23 protein-coding genes and 1 pseudogene are annotated in these 20,536 nt (G+C 34.1%); 9 read left to right on the forward strand and 15 right to left on the reverse strand.

Annotated elements, in window-relative coordinates; all coding sequences use genetic code 11:
- Positions 1-29: 29 nt before the first annotated feature.
- A complete protein-coding gene (locus BLT80_RS03305) occupies positions 30-1,244 on the reverse strand; it encodes an aminotransferase class V-fold PLP-dependent enzyme (protein WP_092466153.1) in 1,215 nt (404 codons plus the stop codon).
- Between the two features lie 123 nt (positions 1,245-1,367).
- Here BLT80_RS03305 and BLT80_RS03310 point away from each other — a divergent pair, with 123 nt between their 5' ends.
- The 4 genes from BLT80_RS03310 to BLT80_RS03325 are packed head-to-tail and all read left to right on the forward strand — an operon-like array spanning position 1,368 to position 3,965.
- Complete coding sequence (locus BLT80_RS03310; protein WP_092466154.1) at positions 1,368-1,700, forward strand: PadR family transcriptional regulator; 333 nt, start codon at positions 1,368-1,370, stop codon at positions 1,698-1,700.
- Between the two features lie 2 nt (positions 1,701-1,702).
- Positions 1,703-2,131, forward strand: coding sequence for a hypothetical protein (locus BLT80_RS03315; RefSeq protein ID WP_092466155.1), 429 nt, complete (start codon positions 1,703-1,705; stop codon positions 2,129-2,131).
- Between the two features lie 11 nt (positions 2,132-2,142).
- A complete protein-coding gene (locus tag BLT80_RS03320) occupies positions 2,143-2,322 on the forward strand; it encodes a hypothetical protein (RefSeq protein ID WP_092466156.1) in 180 nt (59 codons plus the stop codon).
- Positions 2,310-3,965: a serine hydrolase domain-containing protein gene (locus BLT80_RS03325; RefSeq protein ID WP_092466157.1), complete on the forward strand. Its 1,656-nt coding sequence runs from the start codon at positions 2,310-2,312 to the stop codon at positions 3,963-3,965. The genes BLT80_RS03320 and BLT80_RS03325 overlap by 13 nt, the downstream gene beginning before the upstream one ends.
- 37 nt (positions 3,966-4,002) lie before the next feature.
- On the opposite strand, the gene sufD is transcribed toward BLT80_RS03325, so the two are convergent.
- The 8 genes from sufD to BLT80_RS03365 form a co-directional block, all read right to left on the reverse strand.
- Positions 4,003-5,316 (reverse strand): Fe-S cluster assembly protein SufD, encoded by a 1,314-nt coding sequence (sufD, locus tag BLT80_RS03330; RefSeq protein ID WP_092466158.1) that lies wholly within the window; start codon positions 5,314-5,316, stop codon positions 4,003-4,005.
- 152 nt (positions 5,317-5,468) lie between these two features.
- Positions 5,469-6,221 carry a Fe-S cluster assembly ATPase SufC gene (gene sufC, locus BLT80_RS03335; protein ID WP_092466159.1) on the reverse strand — a complete coding sequence of 251 codons (753 nt, stop codon included), beginning with the start codon at positions 6,219-6,221 and terminating at the stop codon, positions 5,469-5,471.
- A gap of 4 nt (positions 6,222-6,225) precedes the next feature.
- Positions 6,226-6,636, reverse strand: a complete 411-nt coding sequence (locus tag BLT80_RS03340) for a hypothetical protein (protein ID WP_245710078.1) — start codon at positions 6,634-6,636, stop codon at positions 6,226-6,228.
- Positions 6,636-7,517, reverse strand: coding sequence for an N-acyl homoserine lactonase family protein (locus BLT80_RS03345; protein ID WP_092466161.1), 882 nt, complete (start codon positions 7,515-7,517; stop codon positions 6,636-6,638). Before BLT80_RS03345 ends, BLT80_RS03340 begins: the two co-directional genes overlap by 1 nt.
- Before the next feature lie 58 nt (positions 7,518-7,575).
- Positions 7,576-9,024, reverse strand: coding sequence for a Fe-S cluster assembly protein SufB (gene sufB, locus BLT80_RS03350; protein ID WP_092466162.1), 1,449 nt, complete (start codon positions 9,022-9,024; stop codon positions 7,576-7,578).
- Positions 9,025-9,039: 15 nt separating this feature from the next.
- Entirely contained in the window at positions 9,040-9,372 is a 333-nt protein-coding gene (locus BLT80_RS03355; RefSeq protein ID WP_020897561.1) for a HesB/IscA family protein, read from the reverse strand.
- 136 nt (positions 9,373-9,508) lie between these two features.
- Entirely contained in the window at positions 9,509-9,748 is a 240-nt protein-coding gene (locus BLT80_RS03360) for a hypothetical protein (RefSeq protein WP_139181006.1), read from the reverse strand.
- A gap of 105 nt (positions 9,749-9,853) precedes the next feature.
- Complete coding sequence (locus BLT80_RS03365; protein ID WP_394331382.1) at positions 9,854-10,867, reverse strand: cytochrome-c peroxidase; 1,014 nt, start codon at positions 10,865-10,867, stop codon at positions 9,854-9,856.
- Positions 10,868-10,926: 59 nt separating this feature from the next.
- On the opposite strand from BLT80_RS03365, the gene BLT80_RS20460 reads away from it, so the two are divergent.
- A complete protein-coding gene (locus BLT80_RS20460) occupies positions 10,927-11,004 on the forward strand; it encodes a DUF5371 family protein (RefSeq protein WP_175455556.1) in 78 nt (25 codons plus the stop codon).
- Between the two features lie 39 nt (positions 11,005-11,043).
- Here the strand turns inward: BLT80_RS20460 and BLT80_RS20250 are convergent.
- From BLT80_RS20250 to BLT80_RS03380, 3 genes and pseudogenes are all read right to left on the reverse strand, one after another.
- Positions 11,044-11,733, reverse strand: a pseudogene (locus BLT80_RS20250) (MbnP family protein); the annotation flags it as partial.
- Positions 11,734-11,739: 6 nt separating this feature from the next.
- On the reverse strand, positions 11,740-13,026 hold the full coding sequence (locus tag BLT80_RS03375; RefSeq protein WP_245710079.1) for a hypothetical protein: 1,287 nt from the start codon (positions 13,024-13,026) through the stop codon (positions 11,740-11,742).
- Between the two features lie 49 nt (positions 13,027-13,075).
- Complete coding sequence (locus tag BLT80_RS03380; RefSeq protein WP_092466167.1) at positions 13,076-14,287, reverse strand: choice-of-anchor B family protein; 1,212 nt, start codon at positions 14,285-14,287, stop codon at positions 13,076-13,078.
- Positions 14,288-14,393: 106 nt separating this feature from the next.
- On the opposite strand from BLT80_RS03380, the gene thiL reads away from it, so the two are divergent.
- A complete protein-coding gene (thiL, locus tag BLT80_RS03385) occupies positions 14,394-15,446 on the forward strand; it encodes a thiamine-phosphate kinase (protein ID WP_092466168.1) in 1,053 nt (350 codons plus the stop codon).
- On the opposite strand, the gene BLT80_RS03390 is transcribed toward thiL, so the two are convergent.
- The 3 genes from BLT80_RS03390 to BLT80_RS03400 all read right to left on the reverse strand — a co-directional run bounded on the left by BLT80_RS03390 (position 15,430) and on the right by BLT80_RS03400 (position 16,838).
- A complete protein-coding gene (locus BLT80_RS03390; protein WP_092466169.1) occupies positions 15,430-15,660 on the reverse strand; it encodes a hypothetical protein in 231 nt (76 codons plus the stop codon). The two genes, thiL and BLT80_RS03390, sit on opposite strands and share 17 nt — an antisense overlap.
- Before the next feature lie 81 nt (positions 15,661-15,741).
- Entirely contained in the window at positions 15,742-15,984 is a 243-nt protein-coding gene (locus tag BLT80_RS03395; RefSeq protein ID WP_092466170.1) for a hypothetical protein, read from the reverse strand.
- A gap of 77 nt (positions 15,985-16,061) precedes the next feature.
- Positions 16,062-16,838, reverse strand: a complete 777-nt coding sequence (locus tag BLT80_RS03400; RefSeq protein WP_092466171.1) for an alpha/beta fold hydrolase — start codon at positions 16,836-16,838, stop codon at positions 16,062-16,064.
- A gap of 93 nt (positions 16,839-16,931) precedes the next feature.
- Between BLT80_RS03400 and BLT80_RS03405 the strand changes: the two genes are divergently transcribed.
- The 3 genes from BLT80_RS03405 to BLT80_RS03415 are packed head-to-tail and all read left to right on the forward strand — an operon-like array spanning position 16,932 to position 20,494.
- Entirely contained in the window at positions 16,932-18,485 is a 1,554-nt protein-coding gene (locus tag BLT80_RS03405) for a serine hydrolase (RefSeq protein ID WP_092466172.1), read from the forward strand.
- A complete protein-coding gene (locus BLT80_RS03410) occupies positions 18,486-19,790 on the forward strand; it encodes a branched-chain amino acid transport system II carrier protein (protein WP_092466173.1) in 1,305 nt (434 codons plus the stop codon).
- A complete protein-coding gene (locus BLT80_RS03415) occupies positions 19,790-20,494 on the forward strand; it encodes a DNA adenine methylase (protein ID WP_092466174.1) in 705 nt (234 codons plus the stop codon). The genes BLT80_RS03410 and BLT80_RS03415 overlap by 1 nt, the downstream gene beginning before the upstream one ends.
- The last annotated feature ends 42 nt before the right edge of the window (positions 20,495-20,536 follow it).

The following is a 20,536-nucleotide window of genomic DNA, read 5'->3' on the forward strand; positions in this document are numbered from 1 at the left end:
ATATGTAAATACACGTTTAATGCCAAAGTTTAAGAAAGCATCATTATTGCTTTCTTTAAAGCTACAATAAAAGCATCAATTTCTTCTTTTGTGTTGTAAAACATGAAAGACGCTCTGATGGTTCCCGGAATCTTGTAAAAATCCATAATAGGTTGTGCACAATGATGACCTGTTCGTACAGCAATGCCCATTTTGTCTAAAATTGTTCCGATATCATAAGGATGAATAGTCCCAACATTAAAAGATATAACAGAGGTTTTCTCTTTTGCTGTGCCGTAAATTTTTAAGCCTTCAATTTTTTGTAGTTCTGCTGTTCCGTAAGCTAAGAGCTCATTTTCGTATTCAGCGATATTTTCAAAGCCAATAGCATTCATGTAGTCTAAAGCAGCTCCAAAAGCAATGCCTCCACAGATGTTTGGTGTGCCAGCTTCAAATTTGTGAGGTAAACCTGCATACGTGGTTTTTTCAAACGACACTTCTGCAATCATTTCGCCTCCCCCTTGGTAAGGTGGTAATTTATTAAGCCATTCTTCCTTTCCGTATAACATACCAACTCCTGTAGGTCCGCAAATTTTGTGAGCAGAGCAGACATAGAAATCAACATCTAATGCTTGAACATCTGGTTTTAAGTGTGGGCAAGATTGTGCACCATCAACCAAAACAGCAGCACCAGCGGCATGTGCTTTTTCTATAATATATTCAATTGGGTTTATAGTACCTAAAGCATTCGAAATATGGTTTACAAAAACCAATTTGGTGTTTTCATTCAAAAGGGCATCATAATCCGAAAGTATTAATTCTCCATTTTCATTCATGGGAATGACTTTCAGAGTTGCTCCCGTACGTTCGCAAAACATTTGCCAAGGCACAATATTACTGTGATGCTCTAAAGCTGAAACAATAATTTCATCTCCTTTTTTTAAGAGTGAAGAAAATCCGTTAGCAACTAAATTGATACTATGCGTTGTACCAGCAGTATAAATGATTTCGTGACTCTGTTTGGCATTAAAATGTTTCTGAATCTTATTACGTGCTTGCTCGTAAGCATCCGTTGCTTCCTGGCTTAAACTATGCACACCTCTATGAATATTTGCATTGTAATTGCTGTAATAATCTACAATAACATCAATGACTTGCTGAGGTGTTTGCGAAGTTGCAGCATTATCGAAATATATGAGTGGTTTCCCATTAACCGTTCTATTGAGAATGGGGAAGTCTTTTCTTATTTTTTGTACGTCTAACATGGGCTTAATTCCTAGTTACAAAGATACAACGCATTGTTCTTAAAGAAAAACTTATAAGTATTCATTAAAATATTTAATACACATTTTATTAGGATACATTTATATAAAATGTATATTTGTAATATGTATAGTAAAGAATTAACAAAAGGAACATTGCAACCTATCATTTTAAAGCTCATAAACGAAAAGGGTAGAATGTATGGTTACGAGATTACACAAGAAGTGAAAACGATGACTTCAGGAAAAATAGATATTTCAGAAGGGGCATTATATCCCATTTTACATAAGCTTGAAGCGAAAAAAGTTTTAGAAACTGAAAAGGTTTTTATTGGTAAGCGTGTTCGAAAATATTATAAAGTCACTAAAGAAGGGAAGAAAATGGTAGAGACTGTTACTGAAGAAATCAATGATTTTATTGAGACTTTAAGTTTAATTTTTAATCCAAAACCGATATAATCATGGAATTATCAGAAAAGCATATCGCCTTTATTGAAAACAATTTAACCTTATATGGTGTTAAAAATAAAGATTTAAGAGAGGATTTACTAGACCATATCTGTACATATATAGAGCATCAAAATTCTGATGATTTTAATGCATTATATCAACGAGCGTTGCAGAAATTTGGTGGGTATTCTAGTTTTCAGAATTTACAATTAGAAACCAATTATCAAAAGTTCGCGAAGCAAATTATGACATTCAATAAGTTGAAATTCTCTGCAGGCTTTATGGTGATTTTATTGTTGGTGGTTAGTTTGGTTTTTCAAATGATGCAATGGCCTTATGCTAATGCTTGGTTACTTGGTGCTATTGTCATTGCAGTGTTAGTAATACTACCAGTTCATTTTTACGCGAGCTATAAAAAATCTATTCACAAATTTTCTTAAATCATTTTATCATGAAAAAATCATTTTACATCCTCGGATTTATTACTTTTTTTATTCTCGGAATTGGTGCTATGTTCGAGTTTTTGACTTGGCCATACAGAGGAATCATTGTTTTTATTGGCTTTCTATTTCTTAATTTCGGACTTATTCCAACCTATTTCTATCAAAAATATAAGCAATGTTCAATTTAAGAAGCACGTGCTTATTGATTGGTGTGTTTGTTTTTTTAAGTTCAAAAGCACAAACAAATGCAAATCAAAAAATTGATGAATTGTTAGCAGCATATGTTTCTAATGATACGCCAGGATTGAGCGTAAAGGTGATTAATCAAGGTCAGTCTATCTATTCTAAAGGTTTTGGGCTTTCTAGTTTAGATTATAGCATTAAGAATTCTGATTCTACCGTTTTTAGTTTAGCATCCATTGCAAAACAATTTACAGCTTCGGCTATTTGGGCTTTGGCAAATGATGGTAAAATCAGTTTAGAAGATGATATTAGAATGTATTTGCCAGAATTTCCAGAGTATGAAGAAACCATTAGAATAAAACATTTACTGAACCACACGAGTGGTATTCGTAATTATCACACTCTGATGTATTTGGCAGGTTTTGATTATGATACGTCTTATTATGACAATAACACAGTATTAGAATTAGCCATTAAACAGAAAAATTTGAACCATTTAGTTGGAGAAAAAGTGAGCTATTCTAATACGAATTATAATTTATTAGCCATAATTATTGAGCGTATTTCAGGGCAAAACCTGAATGAGTATTTGAAACTCAAAATTTTGAATCCTTTAAAAATGAATTCAACTTTTGTAAGAGTTGAACATGGAAAACCCATTAGTAATAAAGCGGTTGGTTATCAAAAACATCGAGATGGTTACAGATTTAATATTAATGACCAATTGAGTTATGGTGCAGGAAGCATGGGGTCTTCAGTAAATGATATGGCTATTTGGATGGAAATGCTGAATGAACAAAACATAGAATTTAAATCATTGGCGCAATTCTTAAAGGAATCTGAACTATTAACATCTGGCGGAAGCGCAAAATATGCAAGAGGGTTGATGGTCGATGAATATAAAGTTTATATAGCAATAAGTCATAGTGGTTTTGGTTTTGGCGGACGCTCACAGTTAATAACAATTCCCGAAAAACAAATAGGAATCATTGTCTTAACAAATTTACAATCTATTGATGCGCCTAGAATTGGCTATCAAATTTTAGATATTCTTTTATCTAATACTGAAAAGACAATAGAAGAAAACGATGATCGTGTCTCATTTCAAAAACAAGATTTTAATAAGTTTATTGGTGAATACAAAGAAATCAATAGTGATATGACTATGAAAATATTTGTAGAAAATGACACGCTAAAATCAGTTGGCTCTATGGGAAGAACTGCTGCAGCTCTTGTGCAATATGAACAAAATAAGTTTCATAGATCTCAAAGTCAAAGTGTGAAATACGATTTTACACCTTCAGTATCTCACGATATGATTATTTCATTTGGTGGAACACCATTTTATTTTGAACACGCTAACTTTATTGATGCTGAATCCGTTGAAGTCTCAGATTTTGGAGGTGATTTTTATTCTGAAGAATTGGATGTTAGGTATCATTTTTATACAGAAGAAAATACGCTTAAATTGACTTACAAAGAAAAAGAAGTCATTAATTTGAAACCTATTCAATTAAACGAATTTGGAAATAATGATAGAACACTTTATCATTTTATAAAAGATAAAAATGACACCATTACAGGTATGCTATTATCTTGTGATGGTACTGTAAAAGAAATCATTTTCAAAAAAGAAAAGGATCGCTAAATAGCAATCCTTTTTTAATTTTAATACTTGGTAAAACTTATAGGTCAAACCCAATATTTACACCCAATTTATTTGCGATAATTTTAGTAATTCTATTTTTAATTTCTGGAATTTTCACAGAATCTAAAACGTTATTACTAAAGGCAAACATTAATAACGCGCGTGCTTCTTTTTCAGGAATTCCTCTAGAACGTAAATAAAACATTGCACTTTCATCTAACTGACCAATAGTACAGCCATGAGAACATTTTACATCATCTGCAAAAATTTCGAGTTGAGGTTTAGTGTTAATGCTCGCTTTATCGCTAACTAAAATGTTATTATTTGCTTGAAATGCGTTGGTTTTCTGCGCTAATTTTTCAACGACAACTTTACCATTAAACACTCCTGTAGAACTATCATCAAAAATACCTTTGTAATCTTGGTGACTTTCGCAATTTGGTTCAATATGATGTACTAGTGTGTTGTGATCTACGTGTTGTTTATCACCAATAATGGTAATACCTTTCATGGTAGAATCTATACGTTCTCCGTTTTGATAAAACTCAAGGTTGTTTCTAATTAATTTTCCACCGAAAGAAAAGGTGTGCACTTTGGCTAAACTTTCCTGCTTTTGATTAATAAAAGTGTTATCTATTAATGACGCACTTTGTCTATCGTTCTGAATTTTATAATAATCAACAATCGCACGTTTGTTTGCAAAAATCTCTGTCACACTATTCGTTAAAACAGGGTTATCTGTTAAACTCTGATGACGCTCAATAATCTGAACATGCGAATTTTCATTTACAACAATCAAATTACGAGGTTGCAACATTACTGCAGCTTCGTTTCCTGTTGAAAAATGAATGATTTGAATCGGTTTTTCAACGACTTTATTCTTCGGAATATTGATGTATGCACCTTCCATAGAAAATGCTGTATTCAAAGAAGATAAACCATCTTTTTTCGCAATTTTATTGAAATAATTATCAATAATCACTTTGTATTTAGGTTTGGTTAAAGCTGCGGACATTAAACAAACATCTAAACCATCATGCGTTGTTTGTGATAAATGAGAGGCGTATTTTCCATCGATAAAGATGATTTTATACGCATCAATATCATGAATAAAATATTTCTTTACGTCTTTAAATTCTAAGTCATTTTCATGCTTAGGAAACACGCTATAATCCTGTTTTAAAATAGAATTCAACGATGTATATTTCCAGTCTTCTTGACGCTTAGAAGGAAATCCTTCAGCTTCAAAAGTCTTTATAGCTTCAGTACGAATATCGTGTACTGACGAGTGCACATCAACCGTGTCCTCAAATGCCATAAATGACGATACTAATTTTTCTTTTAAACTCATTTTTTTAGGTCTTCAGTACTAAGTCTTTCCGTATTCAGTTGGCTCAATAGCAAACTGTAACTATAGAATTAATACTTTGTTTAATGTTTTTGCTACAAATAGTCACATCTAGGTAAGTTACTGCTTACTGAAGACTGACCACTGCCTACTAATTATGCGTTAACCTCTTCTTTAATCCAATCGTAACCTTTAGCTTCTAACTCGTGTGCTAATTCTTTACCTCCTGATTTTACAATTTTTCCGTTGAGTAACACATGTACAAAATCTGGAACGATATAATCTAATAAACGTTGGTAATGCGTAATAACAATTACAGCGTTGTCTTTAGATTTTAATTTATTTACACCATTGGCTACAATACGCAATGCGTCAATATCTAAACCAGAATCCGTTTCATCTAAGATGGCTAATTTTGGTTCTAACATTGCCATTTGAAAGATTTCGTTACGTTTCTTTTCTCCTCCAGAAAATCCTTGATTTAATGAACGCGATAAAAATTTACGATCAATTTCTAAAAGTTCAGATTTTTCTCTGATCATTTTCAGCATATCTTTTGCTGGCATGTCACCTAAACCTTTTGCTTTACGCGTTTCGTTAATGGCCGTTTTTATAAAGTTAGTTACGCTAACTCCTGGGATTTCTACAGGATATTGAAACGATAAAAACACACCTTTATGTGCACGTTCTTCAGCGGCTAATTCTTCGATGTCTTCGCCTTCTAATAATATATTTCCTTCTGTAACTTCGTACTCTTCTTTACCTGCAATTACTGAAGCAAGTGTACTTTTTCCTGAACCATTTGGGCCCATTATAGCGTGAACTTCTCCTGCATTAACTTCGAGATTAATACCTTTTAAAATGGCTTTATCTTCTATACTTGCGTGTAAATTATTGATCTTTAACATAGTTTTAATTTGCTAATTTTATAACGTCTTCTTTATTTGGGTCTGGTGCTTCTACTTTTAAGATTTCTTTGATTTCTACTCTGTATTGCCAGCCTTCTTCGTCTTTGTTTTTTTCGAACTTTTTAACTCTTACGGTTACAGGAACCATATCTGTATCTTCTTTTTTAAATGCCTTTGTTTGCGCATCTAACTTGTGCATATTCTCGTCGATTACCACACCATAAATCTCTGAAGATGTTTGTAAAACTGCCGCATCTGCGAAATACACAAAATCCCCTTTTAAGGTTATAAGACCATCGTTTTGATCGTAAGATTTTGCACGATTTTCTTCGAGATTAACATCTTGTTTCTCTTCATTTTTACAGGAAACAAATAGTGCAAGGCACATTAGTATTGCGAATGTGTTTCTTATCATTAGTCTAAAAATTTAGGATATTTTGGTAATCGGTTAAAATCGTCTGCGCTATGCTGAATATAAACATCTGCATTCGTCTCTTTTGCGAGCGCTTCAAAAAGGTCCATACTTTTTAAAGTAGCATTTACATCGTAATTAAAACTTGGGACACCTTTAGTATCTCTGTTTTCTTGAAAATGATATAAGTCACCTGTAAGTAATACATTACCGGCATTCTCTAATTTTAAGAACAAAACTTGATGTCCAGGAGTATGACCTGGCATGGATTTAATGACGACTGTTCCGTCACCAAAAACATCATGCTCTCCGTTTAGTTTTTTAACATTGGTTAAAGCAGCAATGGCTGGATAGTTATCTCCTTTTTTCTGTTCTTCACTCGTAATAAAATCGTATTCTGAAGTTTGAACTAACCAAGTAGCATCGGCAAATTTTGAAGCCGAACCAGAATGGTCAAAATGTGTGTGCGATAAGGCAATAAAATCGAAATCCTTTGGTGTTAAATTCAATGCTTTAAGTTGAGCGGTTATAGAATCTTTACGAGAGACTGTAAATGCACCATTTGGTGTTGTAAATGGCTCTTGACCAACTAGGCCTTCGGCTAAACCAGCATCCCAAAGCATTCGGCCATTTGGGTGTTCAATAATATAAAAGGCATCAGCGAATGTTTTAGACTGTCCTTGGTAGGTTGTGTCTTGAGAAAAAATTTCTAGCATATTTACTTGCACTGTTCCTCCGTCTAGTGCATATAATTTTACACCTTCCTTTTGAGTTGCTTCAGCTTCTGCTTTGGCATCATTATAACCGTCTTTAACCCCTTCTTTGAAGTCTTTACAAGATACTAATGCTAAAGCTAATGTTAATATGAATAGTGTTTTTTTCATTTTATAGAAAATATAATTTTAAACGTTTGTTTGATATTCCTGGTTTCGTAGGAATTCATTATCCTACAGAACCTTCTAAACTAATCTCTAATAATTTTTGAGCTTCTACAGCAAATTCCATTGGTAATTTATTCAGGACTTCTTTACTAAAACCATTTACAATTAATGCAATTGCTTTTTCGGTATCAATACCTCTTTGGTTGCAGTAAAAAATTTGATCTTCTCCAATTTTACTTGTCGTAGCTTCGTGCTCAATCATGGCACTTTTATTTTTAGCTTCTATGTAAGGGAAAGTATGTGCACCACATTCATTTCCCATTAATAAACTATCACATTGAGAAAAGTTACGCGCATTATCCGCACGCGCACCAATCTGAACCAATCCACGATACGAGTTTTGTGATTTACCGGCTGAAATTCCTTTAGATATAATCGTTGACTTTGTGTTTTTACCTAAGTGAATCATTTTAGTCCCAGTATCTGCTTGCTGATAATTATTAGTCACCGCAATAGAATAAAATTCTCCTACTGAATTGTCACCTTTTAAGATACATGAAGGATATTTCCAAGTTACCGCAGAACCAGTTTCAACTTGTGTCCAAGAGATTTTTGCGTTTTTTTCACAAAGACCTCTCTTAGTAACAAAATTGTAAACACCACCTTTTCCTTCTGAATTTCCTGGGTACCAGTTTTGTACAGTAGAATATTTTATTTCGGCATCATCCATTGCAATTAGTTCTACAACGGCTGCGTGTAATTGGTTTTCATCTCTACTTGGTGCTGTACAGCCTTCTAAATAGGAGACGTAACTGCCTTCATCTGCAATAAGTAACGTTCTTTCAAATTGCCCTGTTCCTCCTTGGTTAATTCTAAAATACGTTGACAATTCCATAGGGCATTTAACGCCTTTTGGAATGTAACAGAACGATCCATCACTAAATACTGCCGAATTTAAAGCCGCATAAAAGTTGTCTTTTGTTGGGACAATGGTTCCAATATACTTTCTTACAAGTTCTGGATGCTCTTTTATAGCTTCAGAAATACTCATAAAAATGATACCTTTTTCAGATAATGTCTTTTTAAATGTTGTGGCTACAGAAACGGAATCAACAACGATATCCATGGCAACGTTATTCATTTTCTTTTGCTCATCTACTGAAATCCCTAACTTTTTATACATTGCTAAAAGATCAGGATCTACATCGTCTAAAGTCTTGTTTGGATCTACAGAAACGGGTGCAGAATAATAAGCAATTGCTTGAAAGTCTGGTTTTTTGTAACGCACGTTTGCCCATTCAGGCTCAGCCATTTCTTTCCAAATTTTAAAAGCGTCTAATCGCCATTCTGTCATCCATTCGGGCTCTTCTTTTTTCATTGAAATAGCGCGAACGATGTCTTCATTTAAACCAATAGGAAATGTTTCAGATTCTATATCTGTGAAAAAACCGTATTCGTATTCTTTGGTTTTTAATTCTTCTCTAAGATCGTCTTCTGTATATTTTGACATGTGTGTTTTAATTTTTTATAGTGAAAAAGATTCACCGCAACCGCAAGTTCGGTTGGCATTTGGGTTGTTGAAAACGAAACCTGTTCCGTTTAAGCCTCCAGAATATTCTAGTGTAGTGCCAATAAGGTAGAGAAAACTCTTTTTGTCAACAATGATTTTAATATCATTGACTTCAAATACCTTATCATCTTCAGCAGCTTGTTCTTTGTCAAATTTTAAATCATATGACAAACCGGAACAGCCTCCACTCTTAACACCAACTCTAACGTAGTCTGTGCTTGGGTCGTAACCATCATCAGTCATAAGTTCTATGACTTTCTTTTTTGCGTGATCAGATACTTTAATCATATCGTTTAACTAGATTTGTTCTAAATAGAATGCAAATATACGATATAACAAGGGTTTTACCATAGGTACTAACATTATATTAGCATATGGTTTAATAGGGTTTAGCTATTCAAGTTAAACCAAGAAGAATGTGTAATTACACCGCTACTTTTGCCTTAGGAATGCGCCTATTAAGACGATATAATTCTTGTAATGTATCTGCGATTTGAGAGTTAGAAACTGTAATAGTTTCAAAATTTCCATGACGATCAGTAACTACAACTGTATCGCAGTGCGAACAGGTCATTTCAATAGTATGATCAATATTGGTTTTGGATCGTTTATAGTTATGGCCAAAAACAGCACATGGTAGTACTTTAGTAGAGTTAGGTTTCATTTTTATTGACTTAGGGTAGAGCAATTTAATAAACCAAATCCAAATCATGTTAAAATACCTACTTTTTCGATGAAATGCATAAAATTGATGTATTTCGTCGGAAAATTAATTTTGAAATTCAGAATTATTAATAAAAGAAGGGTCTGATAGTGTGAGTAAAAACGCTTTAAGATCTGCTTTATCATCTTGCGATAATTGAACTCCGCCTTGAGAAATTTGTTTCATTAAAGGGTCGATAGTCGAAGAATTCTGAAGCCCTTCACTATAGTGATTTATTACTTCATCTAGTGTGCTAAATCTGCCATCGTGCATATAAGGTGCTGTGTAGGCTAAATTACGAAGTGAGGGTGATCTAAATTTGCCATTGTCGTTTGGATCTCCAGTTGTACTTCCTAAACCTAAATCTGTAAACGCACTGTCTAAACCATTATTGTGAAATAAATTATCTGTCCATAAAGGGTTATTAGGATTTCCATGACAATGAAAACAATCTCCTTTATCTTCTCTTAAAAACACGTCTAATCCATTTAGCTCTTGAGGTGTTAAGGTGGCTTCTCCTAAAGAATATCTATCGAATTTTGAATTTGCTGAAATTAACGTACGTTCAAATTGAGCAATCGCTTTCGTAGTTAATTCTTTTGTTATGGTCGACGTTTTAAAAGCTAATTTAAAAAGTTCTGGATATTCAGAATCTAATTGTAATCTCGAAATAACATTGTCCCAATTACTATGAAGCTCTATTGGATTTTCTACAGGTTCTTCGGCTTGTCTTTCTAAACTTAGAGCAGTGCCATCCCAATTAAATCGTTCGTTATAGTTCCAAGCTAAATTAAATAAGGGCATAGAATTTCGTGTGCCAAAAATGCCATCAATTCCTACGCTTGTTGGAGTTATGTCTGTAAAGGCGTTTTGTGGTGAATGACAACTTGCACAGGCTTGTGTATTGTTGGACGATAAAATAGTATCAAAAAATAATTTTTTGCCTAAAGCAACACCTTCAGCCGTTTGTGGGTTGTCGTTTGGAATTACTGGAGCAATTATATTGTCAGAAAATATTTGAGGAATTTCTAAAGGTTGAGGTACAGGTTCGTAAGTTATGTCTTCGTTTGAGCAGCTCAAAAAAGAGAATATAAATGAAACTATTAAGATTGACCTGATTCGCATAAGGATCTAAATTATTGTGTAACCTCTCCCAAACTAAAAACGCTCTGTCCATTTTCATATATCATTATTTGCGCTGCGGAATTTGGCATTAGCATTTGGTTGAATTCATTTAAATCCCAAAGGTTTGGGTTTGTAAACCATTCGGCAATATTCATTTTTACTTCTATTTCTGTGCGGTTTAAAACTGTAATAGTTCCTAAGTTCACTGTAAAAAAGGTATCCTGCGGAGATGTTGGGTCCGTTCCTGCATTATCAACAGCTCTTATAGCGTGGTAATTAAAACCTTGTTCTTCAGAATTAGTATTAATAAATTTTCCGTCAAATTGCATATAATGATAACCACCTCCCATCATATCAGGAACATTAAAAGATTCTGAATTTAGATCTACATAATTTTCTGAGTTATCTTCATTATTTAAGCCAAAAGTGAAAGATACACTGTATGTGTCTTCCGGAATTTCAGTTTGTACAGTATAACTTAAACCTTTATTGCTAGTAAGGTCAACTAAATTGTAGCTATCTAAAAGAAAACTTTCATTAGCACTGTTTGTAAATCTAATTCCAGAAATAATATACCGAAGACGTTCTATGCTTAAAAGTTCGCCATTTGCATTTGTAAACTGTAAGATATTTAAACTAGAGTTAGTCACAGGTTCATTATCCCAATGGTGTGTAAATTTAAATGTTATTTGTATTGTTGGGGTAAGGTTGTCGTCTAAATCTTCACTACAAGATGAAAACCCTAAACCTATTAGTAATACTAGTGCTGTAATTTTAATATTAAAAAAGTATACGTAGTGTTTAAAAATCGTCGAATTCATAATATTTTAATCAATTTTTATTAATAGTAAATCTGTAAATCCTTTATTTTCTATAATGTCTCCATCGTCGCTTGTGCTGTCTCCCACCCCAACAATAGAACCATCGTTTAGTTGAGCGACACTATATGCAAAATCTATATTTGAGCCTCCAATTGTGGTTTCCCAAAGTAAGTTTGCATTGCTGTCAATGTTTAGAATCCAAGCATCGTTTTGGCCTTTGTTTGTTGCGACATCGCTATCATTACTTCGCGAACTTCCTGCTAAAATAAAACCATTATCTTGAGACTTAATAATAGAACGTGCCACATCAAAACTTGAGCCTCCGATGGTTTTTTCCCAAAGTAAGTTGCCTTCTGGCGATATTTTAATTAGCCATAAATCTGCTGCCCCGTTATTATATGCTATATCAATATCATTACTTCTAGTATCACCGGCAATTAAATAATTACCATCATTAGTGGCTGCAATGGCTCTGGCTTCATCAATTTGAGTGCCTCCGTACGATTTCTCCCAAACCAAATTGCCAGTAGCTGCAATTTTTACCACCCAAAAATCATAAGTACCGATGTTGCTAGAAATATCGGTATCGTTACTATCAGAACTTCCAACGATTATAAATCCGTTATCTTCTGTTTGAATAACATCGTGAGGTGTATCCGTAAAATTTCCACCAAAATATTGGCTCCATTCCATTGCTCCTGAGGTGTCTAGTTTTAAAGCCCAATAATCTCCACCAGCATGATGCTGTGTGCTTCTCGAAGAATTTCCCTCACCTCCGGAAGCTGTCACATCTAAAATACCTGAAATTAAATATCCTTGGTCGTTAGTTTGAATAACTGAAATTCCAGAATCTGCTCCTTGAAATCCAAACGATTTTTGCCAAATTAAATTGCCATTGGTATCTAGTTTTACTAGCCAATAATCTTGCGAGCCATGATTGTTTGAAACATCACCATCATTGCTAAAACTAAAACCTAAAATAGCATAACCTCCATCTTGCGTTTGAATAATAGAACTTCCGCGTTCGTCTGCAGAACCACCAAACGTTTTTTGCCATTGCAATTCATTTTGAGCGTTAAATTTTAACACCCAAAAATCAAAACTTTCGTTGTTTTTATCTGTAATATCCCCATTCATACTTTGTGTAAAGCCTAGTATGGCGTAACCTCCATCTGAAGTGGCAACAACGGATTGTCCGCTGTCATTTTTTGTGCCTCCTAAGGTTTTAATCAAGCTTACATTTATGTCGGGAGTTGACCTAATATCGTCATCATCGCTTTTGCAACTTAACATGAAGAGTAATAAAGCACAGGTTATAACTGAAAAAGATTTGGTGTACATGTTATTCTTTTCGTCTTACGATAAACAAACCACCTTCAATATCACTGACTACAATATTTCCACTATCAAAAAAGGGATAGATATTCCAAGCTCCGTTAAACGCTGTGTTGTTGTTTTCTGGAAATGTATCAATATATCCTGTTTCAACCATAACTCCAGAATCTATATTAGAAATATCAACGGCTCTTAATCCTGCAGAATAATTAGCAATATATAAGGTGTTGCCAACCACATAAACGTTGTGGTCTATGGCGGCTGTTGGTCCTAAATATTCCATTTTAAAAGTGGGATTGTCTAAATCTGTAAAATCGAAAACTAATGTTCTAGAGTTGGATCCAAAATTAATTTCATCTAATTCATCACCTAAAATAAAATAAGTCAAATCTTCTGTAAACCAACCTTGGTGCGTATAACCGATATTGCTGTAATCAATGGTTGATATTTGTGTTGGAGCATTTTTATCAGTTACATCTACAATAACGATTTCATTTTCATTACTGCCTATTAATATTTCTTTTCCGGTATAATCTGAATCTGGACCATTGTAAGTAACGACTTGTGCGTCGTGTGAATAAGAATCACTTGCATAACCTCCGGCTGAAGTAGGATTTATTGGATTTTGAATATTTACAAAATGTGGGCCACCACCAAACGTATTGGATCCAACGATATAAGCAAAACCACTAACTTCATCGATGACTATATTATGTGCATTTCCAAACGCATTATAGTTAGCGTCTGTAGTAAATGTTTCTGGTGGGTTTTCGACATTTCTTAATCGTGTTAAGTCGAAAACTTGCATACCATGACCAGGCGCTTCACTTACAATAAACGCATGATTGTTGTAAACTTTTATATCGCGCCACAAACTATTTACGGTAGCAGTTGGTAGTCTTCCTAAAAAAATAGGATTTGCAGCATCTGAGATGTCCACAAAAGCAGAGCTCGTTGTGGTGCCAATTAAGGCGTATTCTTTGCCTGTTTCTGGGTCTGTCCAACCCCAAGAATCATTGCCTTCAGCACCTGTACCACCTAATTCTTCAACAGAAATATGACTCATTAGATCAAAATCACCACATGGATAATTGCCAGCCATTCCATTAATACAAGGAAATTGTGCATCAGACGATGGGTTTTCGTTAGTTTCTTCATTAGAACAATTGGAAAACATTATCATAGCCGAAGCTATTAAAACCCAAGTATTAAATTTCATAATTTTTTTTAGCAATTTAAGGAAATTTTAGTGCTGAAATAAATGTGGTTAATAATTATCGTTGATAATACACTCCTATGTCATAAAAGCATAATATTTTTGCATTATGATTGAAGATAAAAACCCACAGCGTACTCCTTTGAGTGAATTAGGAGAATTTAAATTGATTGAACACTTAACGGATCATTTTAAAATAACTCAAAAATCAACTGTAAAAGGTATTGGTGATGATGCTGCAGTTCTTAATTTTGGTAAAAAACAAGTGGTTGTTTCTACAGATTTATTGGTAGAAGGCGTCCATTTTGATTTGAGTTATGCACCTCTAAAACATTTGGGTTATAAGGCTATAGTGGTTAACCTTTCAGATATCTATGCGATGAATGCTATGGCGACACAAGTAACGGTTTCTATAGCGGTGTCTAATCGTTTTCCATTAGAGGCATTGGAAGAATTGTATGCTGGTATTACTATGGCAGCTAAATTTTACAATGTAGATGTGGTTGGTGGTGATACGACGTCTTCAACTTCGGGCTTAATTATTTCTGTCACAGCAATTGGTGAAGTTGAAAAAGGGAACGAAGTATTAAGATCAGGAGCAAAACCAAACGACTTATTGGTTATAACGGGGGATCTTGGAGGAGCTTTTATGGGACTGCAAGTGCTAGAACGCGAAAAGGAAGTGTTTAAAGTGAATCCTAATAATCAGCCCGATTTATCAATGTATACATACATCATTGAACGTCAGTTAAAACCTGAAGCTAGAAAAGATATAGTGGAATTATTGAAGGAGTTAGATGTAAAACCAACGAGTATGATAGATGTTAGTGACGGAATTTCTTCTGAAGTGATCCATTTATGTAAACAAAGTAAAGTTGGTGTAGATCTTTATGAAACTAAGATACCATTAGATCCTCAGGTGATTTCTACTTGTGAGGAATTTAATATAGATAGTACTACAATTGCGTTGAATGGAGGTGAGGATTACGAGTTGTTAATGACAATCTCTCAGGAAGATTTCCCAAAAATAAAAGGCAATCCAAATTTAACAGTTATTGGTTATATGACAGAAGAAGACAGAGGTATGCACTTAGTAACAAGAGCTGATGAAAAAATTCAGATTATCGCTAAAGGTTGGAACGCGCTTACAGATCAATCATAAAAAGCTTTTGTCCTTTTTCTAAACGCTTGTTGTGTACACGATTGAGTACACGATTAATTTCTTTGAATTTTGGTGTTAATGGAATAAATTTTCCATCTCCATCAATGGTCATTTCTGTTTTACAATTTTTACACTTATATTCTTTAACATGATAAGTAACATTTTTGGACACTTTATAATCGTGACCAAATAATGAGCAATAAATGTTTTTCATTAACTAGTTTTCTTAGAGATATTATCACTTCTATAGGGGTTTTAAATATAAGAAAATTAGTTGCTAAAAAGTTGTTAACAATTAACAAATCGATGAACTGAGTGTTTTTTGCTTCAAACGCATCGATTTGTTGTTGTAAATGCGTTCTAAAGCTGAATTAATCTCCTGATATTTAGCGGTTAATTCTGTGAGCTTTCCGTTGCTGTTTGTTGTCAATTGTTTTTTACAACATTTACAAGTGTACTCCTTTACGTGGTTGGTGACTTTTTTGGTAATTTGATAATTATGGCCAAATAAATCACAGTAGAATTTGTTAGGTGTCATAATGGGCTTGTTTACAATTTATTTTTAATCTCTACGGTAAACTTAGAAAATAAAATAAAATAAAACGTTTAAAGGGATTATTTTTCGACAAAATGTAAAATATTGTAAGATAATTCTGATTTATTTTCAATATAACTCATATGTCCTTCCGAAAACTCTACCAAATCAATATCTGTAGTTCTAATTTTTTCGATAATTTGATCCGTATCAATTAAACTATCCTTTCTGCCAGCAATAATTATTTTTTTGCATTTTAAGTTTTTCAAAATATTAAAACGATCTGGTCTAAGTTTCATGCCTTCTTGCGCAGCAATGTAGCCTTGAAGCGGTGTCTTTAATGCTAATTGAAGTGATTTGTCGTAAGCAGCTTCATGTTTAACTTTGCTTTCAGGAGCAAATAAATTAGCAAAAGACATTTTTACTAAAACCTCAAAATTTTGCTGTGCCATTTCAGAAGCACGTGTTCTAATTAACTTTCTAGCGTTATCATCAGCTTCGTAGGTAGAGTTCATTAAGCATAGACCTTTAAACAATTCCGGTTTCTGTTCCGCTAAGGCTAAGGCCACGTAACCTCCCATGGAATGACCAACGACATGCGCATTTTCAATATTTAAATGTTCTAAAACTGCCAAGACCGCTTCTGCCATAGCTTCCATGGTGTGCACATAGCCAATACAGTCTGTTTCGCCATGCCCCAATAAATCAATACAAATAACATTATTAGTTGTAGAAAACTCAGTGACTAAATCTTGCCACATCGCAACACTTTCGAGAAAACCGTGAAGTAATACAATAGGATTTCCTTCTCCTTCCGTCGTATAATGAATGCTGCTATTTTTGTAATTTAAAATCATGTTTGCAAATATAAATTTTGAAGGTATTACTGTCTACTAATCATTATAACATTTTAGTATCTTTGAAATCTTTCAAATTAAATTAAAAATCTAATGGGTTTAAAACGCTTTTTTTCAATAGTTCTATTGAGTTCTGCTTTCTTATTAAATGCTCAAATTAAGGAGCAACAACTCGATAAACTTATAAAGGAAACTTTAACAACCTTTGATGTCCCTGGTATTTCTGTTGGTGTTTATAAAGATGGAAAAATAGTCTATGCTAAAGGTCATGGTATGCGTTCGCTAACCAATAAAAAAGACATGAACGATGAAACGTTAGTTGGTGTCGCATCTAATAGTAAAGGATTTACGTGTTTTGCATTGGCGATGATGGTTGATGCTGGGAAGTTAAATTGGGATGATAAGGTACGTAAACATATTCCAGAATTTCAATTACATGATGCTTGGGTCACTGAAGAATTTACGGTTAGAGATTTGGTAACACACCGCAGTGGAATGGGATTAGGTGCTGGAGATTTAATGTTTTTTCCTGAAGGCAGTGATTTTACAGTGAACGACATTATTAATAATGTAAAATATTTAGAACCTGAAAGTTCATTTAGAAGCAAATTTGCATATAACAACAATATGTTCATCATAGCAGGTGAAGTTTTAAAACGGGTGAGTGGTTTGTCTTGGGAAGACTTTATCGAAACCAAGATTATGAAACCAGTTGGAATGACAAGTAGTAAAGCATCTTATAATCGTGTTTCAGATAAATCGAATATCATTGATGCGCATACTATGGCAGAAGGAAAGGTAATTCAGATTCCACATGATTGGAGTGAAACAGCTAATCCGGCAGGAGGAATTGTAAGTAATGTTCAAGATATGTTAACTTGGGCTCAATTTTTAATGAACGATGCGGTTGCCCAAAATGGTGAACGTTTATTAAGTGCTAAACAATTTCATGAGCTTTGGCAATTACAAACTCCTTTAAATGTATCTCCAAATGATTCATATGATTCTAATTTTAAAGGCTACGGATTAGGTTGGTTTGTTGCCGATGTTAAAGGTGGTTTTAAACAAGTGTATCATACAGGTGGTTTGTTGGGAACCGTAACACAGTTTACTATGATCCCGGATTTAGATTTAGGAATTGTGGTGTTAACAAATCAAATGAATGGTTCTGCTTTTAATACCATCACAAACACTATTAAAGATGCTTATCTCGGTTATGAAAATCGAAATTGGTTAGAGAAGTACGGCAAATCTAATGCCGATAATATTATTTATAACGACAGTACAAAAGCTGCGGTGTATGCAAAAGTTGAAAAGGCAAAAACCCTTAAATCAATACCGAAACCAGAACAAATTATCGGGACTTATACAGATGATTGGTTTGGTGATGTGATGATTTCTCACGATTCAAAAAAAGGATACACTATAAAGAGTAAGCGTTCATTAAGATTGTTTGGTGAGTTGTTGCCGTTAAATGCGACTACCTTTGTGGCGAAATGGAACGATAGAAGTTATGATGCGGATGTTTACGTGAAATTTACCTTTAACGAAAAAGGAGAAGCGGTTTCAGCGACCATGAGCTATATTGCGCCAATTACTGATTTTAGTTTCGATTTTGGTGATTTAGAACTTAAGAAAACGAACTAGGTGGATATAAAACGCAAAGAACTTTTAATTACCAGTTTTGCATTGTTCTCATTATTTTTTGGAGCAGGTAATTTACTGTTGCCACCTTTATTGGGGTATAACTCTGGTGACGATTGGATTTGGGTAACTATTGGTTTTATGATTACCGCTGTGGTAATTCCAATACTTGGGATTCTCGCGCATGCCAGACTTCAAGGGACGTTGTTCGATTTTGGTAAAAAAGTATCCCCAAGCTTTAGTTTAATTTATTGTATTTTAATCTATGTTATTGCGGTGGCTATTCCGTCTCCAAGAACAGCTGCGGCAACGCATGAAATTGCCATCTTTCCAGCTTTTGGAACCTCTCCTTTATTAACGAGCTCTATTTATTTTTTACTTGTGTTAGTTTTTGTGCTTAACCGTTCAAAAATATTAAGTCTTATCGGAAAATTTTTAACGCCATTTATTGTCATCATGCTTTTGGCAGTAATTAGTATTGGCTTATTTTCTTCTGAATTTAGTACAGGGATTTCTCAATTTGAAACGCCTATTGCTACAGGGATTCTAGAAGGCTATCAAACTTTTGACGCTATTGGAGCAGTGGTTGTTGGCGCTGTAATCATTATTTCCTTGAATTTTAAAAACATGGCTGTTGAGGCGTACAGTTCTAAGCGGGCATTGATACGTAAATCAGGTTTTATAGCAGGTTTGGCTCTATTTGTTATTTATGCAGGTTTAATTTCTGTGGGAGCTTATTATAGTTCTGAAATTAATATTAATGTAGATTTAAGTAGTGATATGCAACGTGCCAATTTATTACGAGATATCAGTATCTCGGCGTTAGGTGAATTTGGAAATACCGTTTTGAGTGTTCTAATTTCACTAGCTTGTTTTACAACGGCCATTGGTATTGTGGCTGGGACGGCAGATTATTTTAAAGGCTTGGTAAACGATTCTCAAACGGTTTATGTTATTACGGCTGTTTTAGCAAGTCTTCTAGGAGTTGCCATGGGTCAGTTAGATTTTAATTCCATTATAGTTGTTGCAATTCCTTTGCTATTATTTATCTATCCTATTACGATTGTACTTATTTTATTGAATGTATTGCCCGAAAAAATAGCAACGCCATTAGTGTTTAGAACAGTAGTTCTTGTGACGTTTCTTTTTAGTATTCCAGATGTTATTGGTTTTATTAGTCCGTCTGAAGATTTAGCAATGGTTACCAATTATATTCCGTTTTCTAGTCAAAGTTTAGGCTGGGTGTTACCCGCTTTTTTAGCCTTTGTGATTTCGTCTTTTGTGCAACAAAAAATGACAGCTAGATAATGAAATACATGGGGAGCAAGGCGCGTTTTGCCAAAGATTTACTGCCAATTATTCTGAAAGACAGAAAAGAAAACCAAGCTTATCTTGAGCCTTTTGCAGGTGGTATGAATATGATTGATAAGGTTGATGGTAATAGGATTGCCAACGATCAGCACCAAGAGCTTATGGCGATGTGGCAAGCTTTGGTGAATGAAAATTGGGATCCACCACAATTAGTCACAGAAAAAGATTACAAACATATAAAATATAACCAAGACCAATACCCAAAACATGTAGTGGGTTATGTTGGGTTTAATTCTTTTGGTGGAAAATGGTTTGCGGGGTACAGGCGCGATAAGGAAGGTAAACGCGATTATTGGGGTGAACACTATCGTAATATTACGAAGCAAGTCCCAAACTTAGAAGGTGTTATTTTGTCTTGTAAATCGTATACCGAATTAGAAATTCCAAAACAAAGCATCATCTATTGCGATCCACCTTATGAATCTACGACGAAGTATCGAGACGGTTTTGATCATGAGAAATTCTGGGAATGGTGCAGGCAACAAAGCAAAGCGGGTCACCAAGTATTTATTAGTGAGTATAATTCGCCAGAAGATTTTAAATGTGTTTGGGAAAAACCTGCAAAAACAACATTTTCTTGGCACGCTGAGAACTTAGCTCCTAAAGTGGCTTTGGAACGCTTGTTTATTTTTGAATGCTAAACCGTATTAGAAATTTGACGTTTTATAATGAAATAAAGTCAA

This window comes from Winogradskyella thalassocola (genome assembly GCF_900099995.1).
Lineage (GTDB): Bacteria > Bacteroidota > Bacteroidia > Flavobacteriales > Flavobacteriaceae > Winogradskyella > Winogradskyella thalassocola.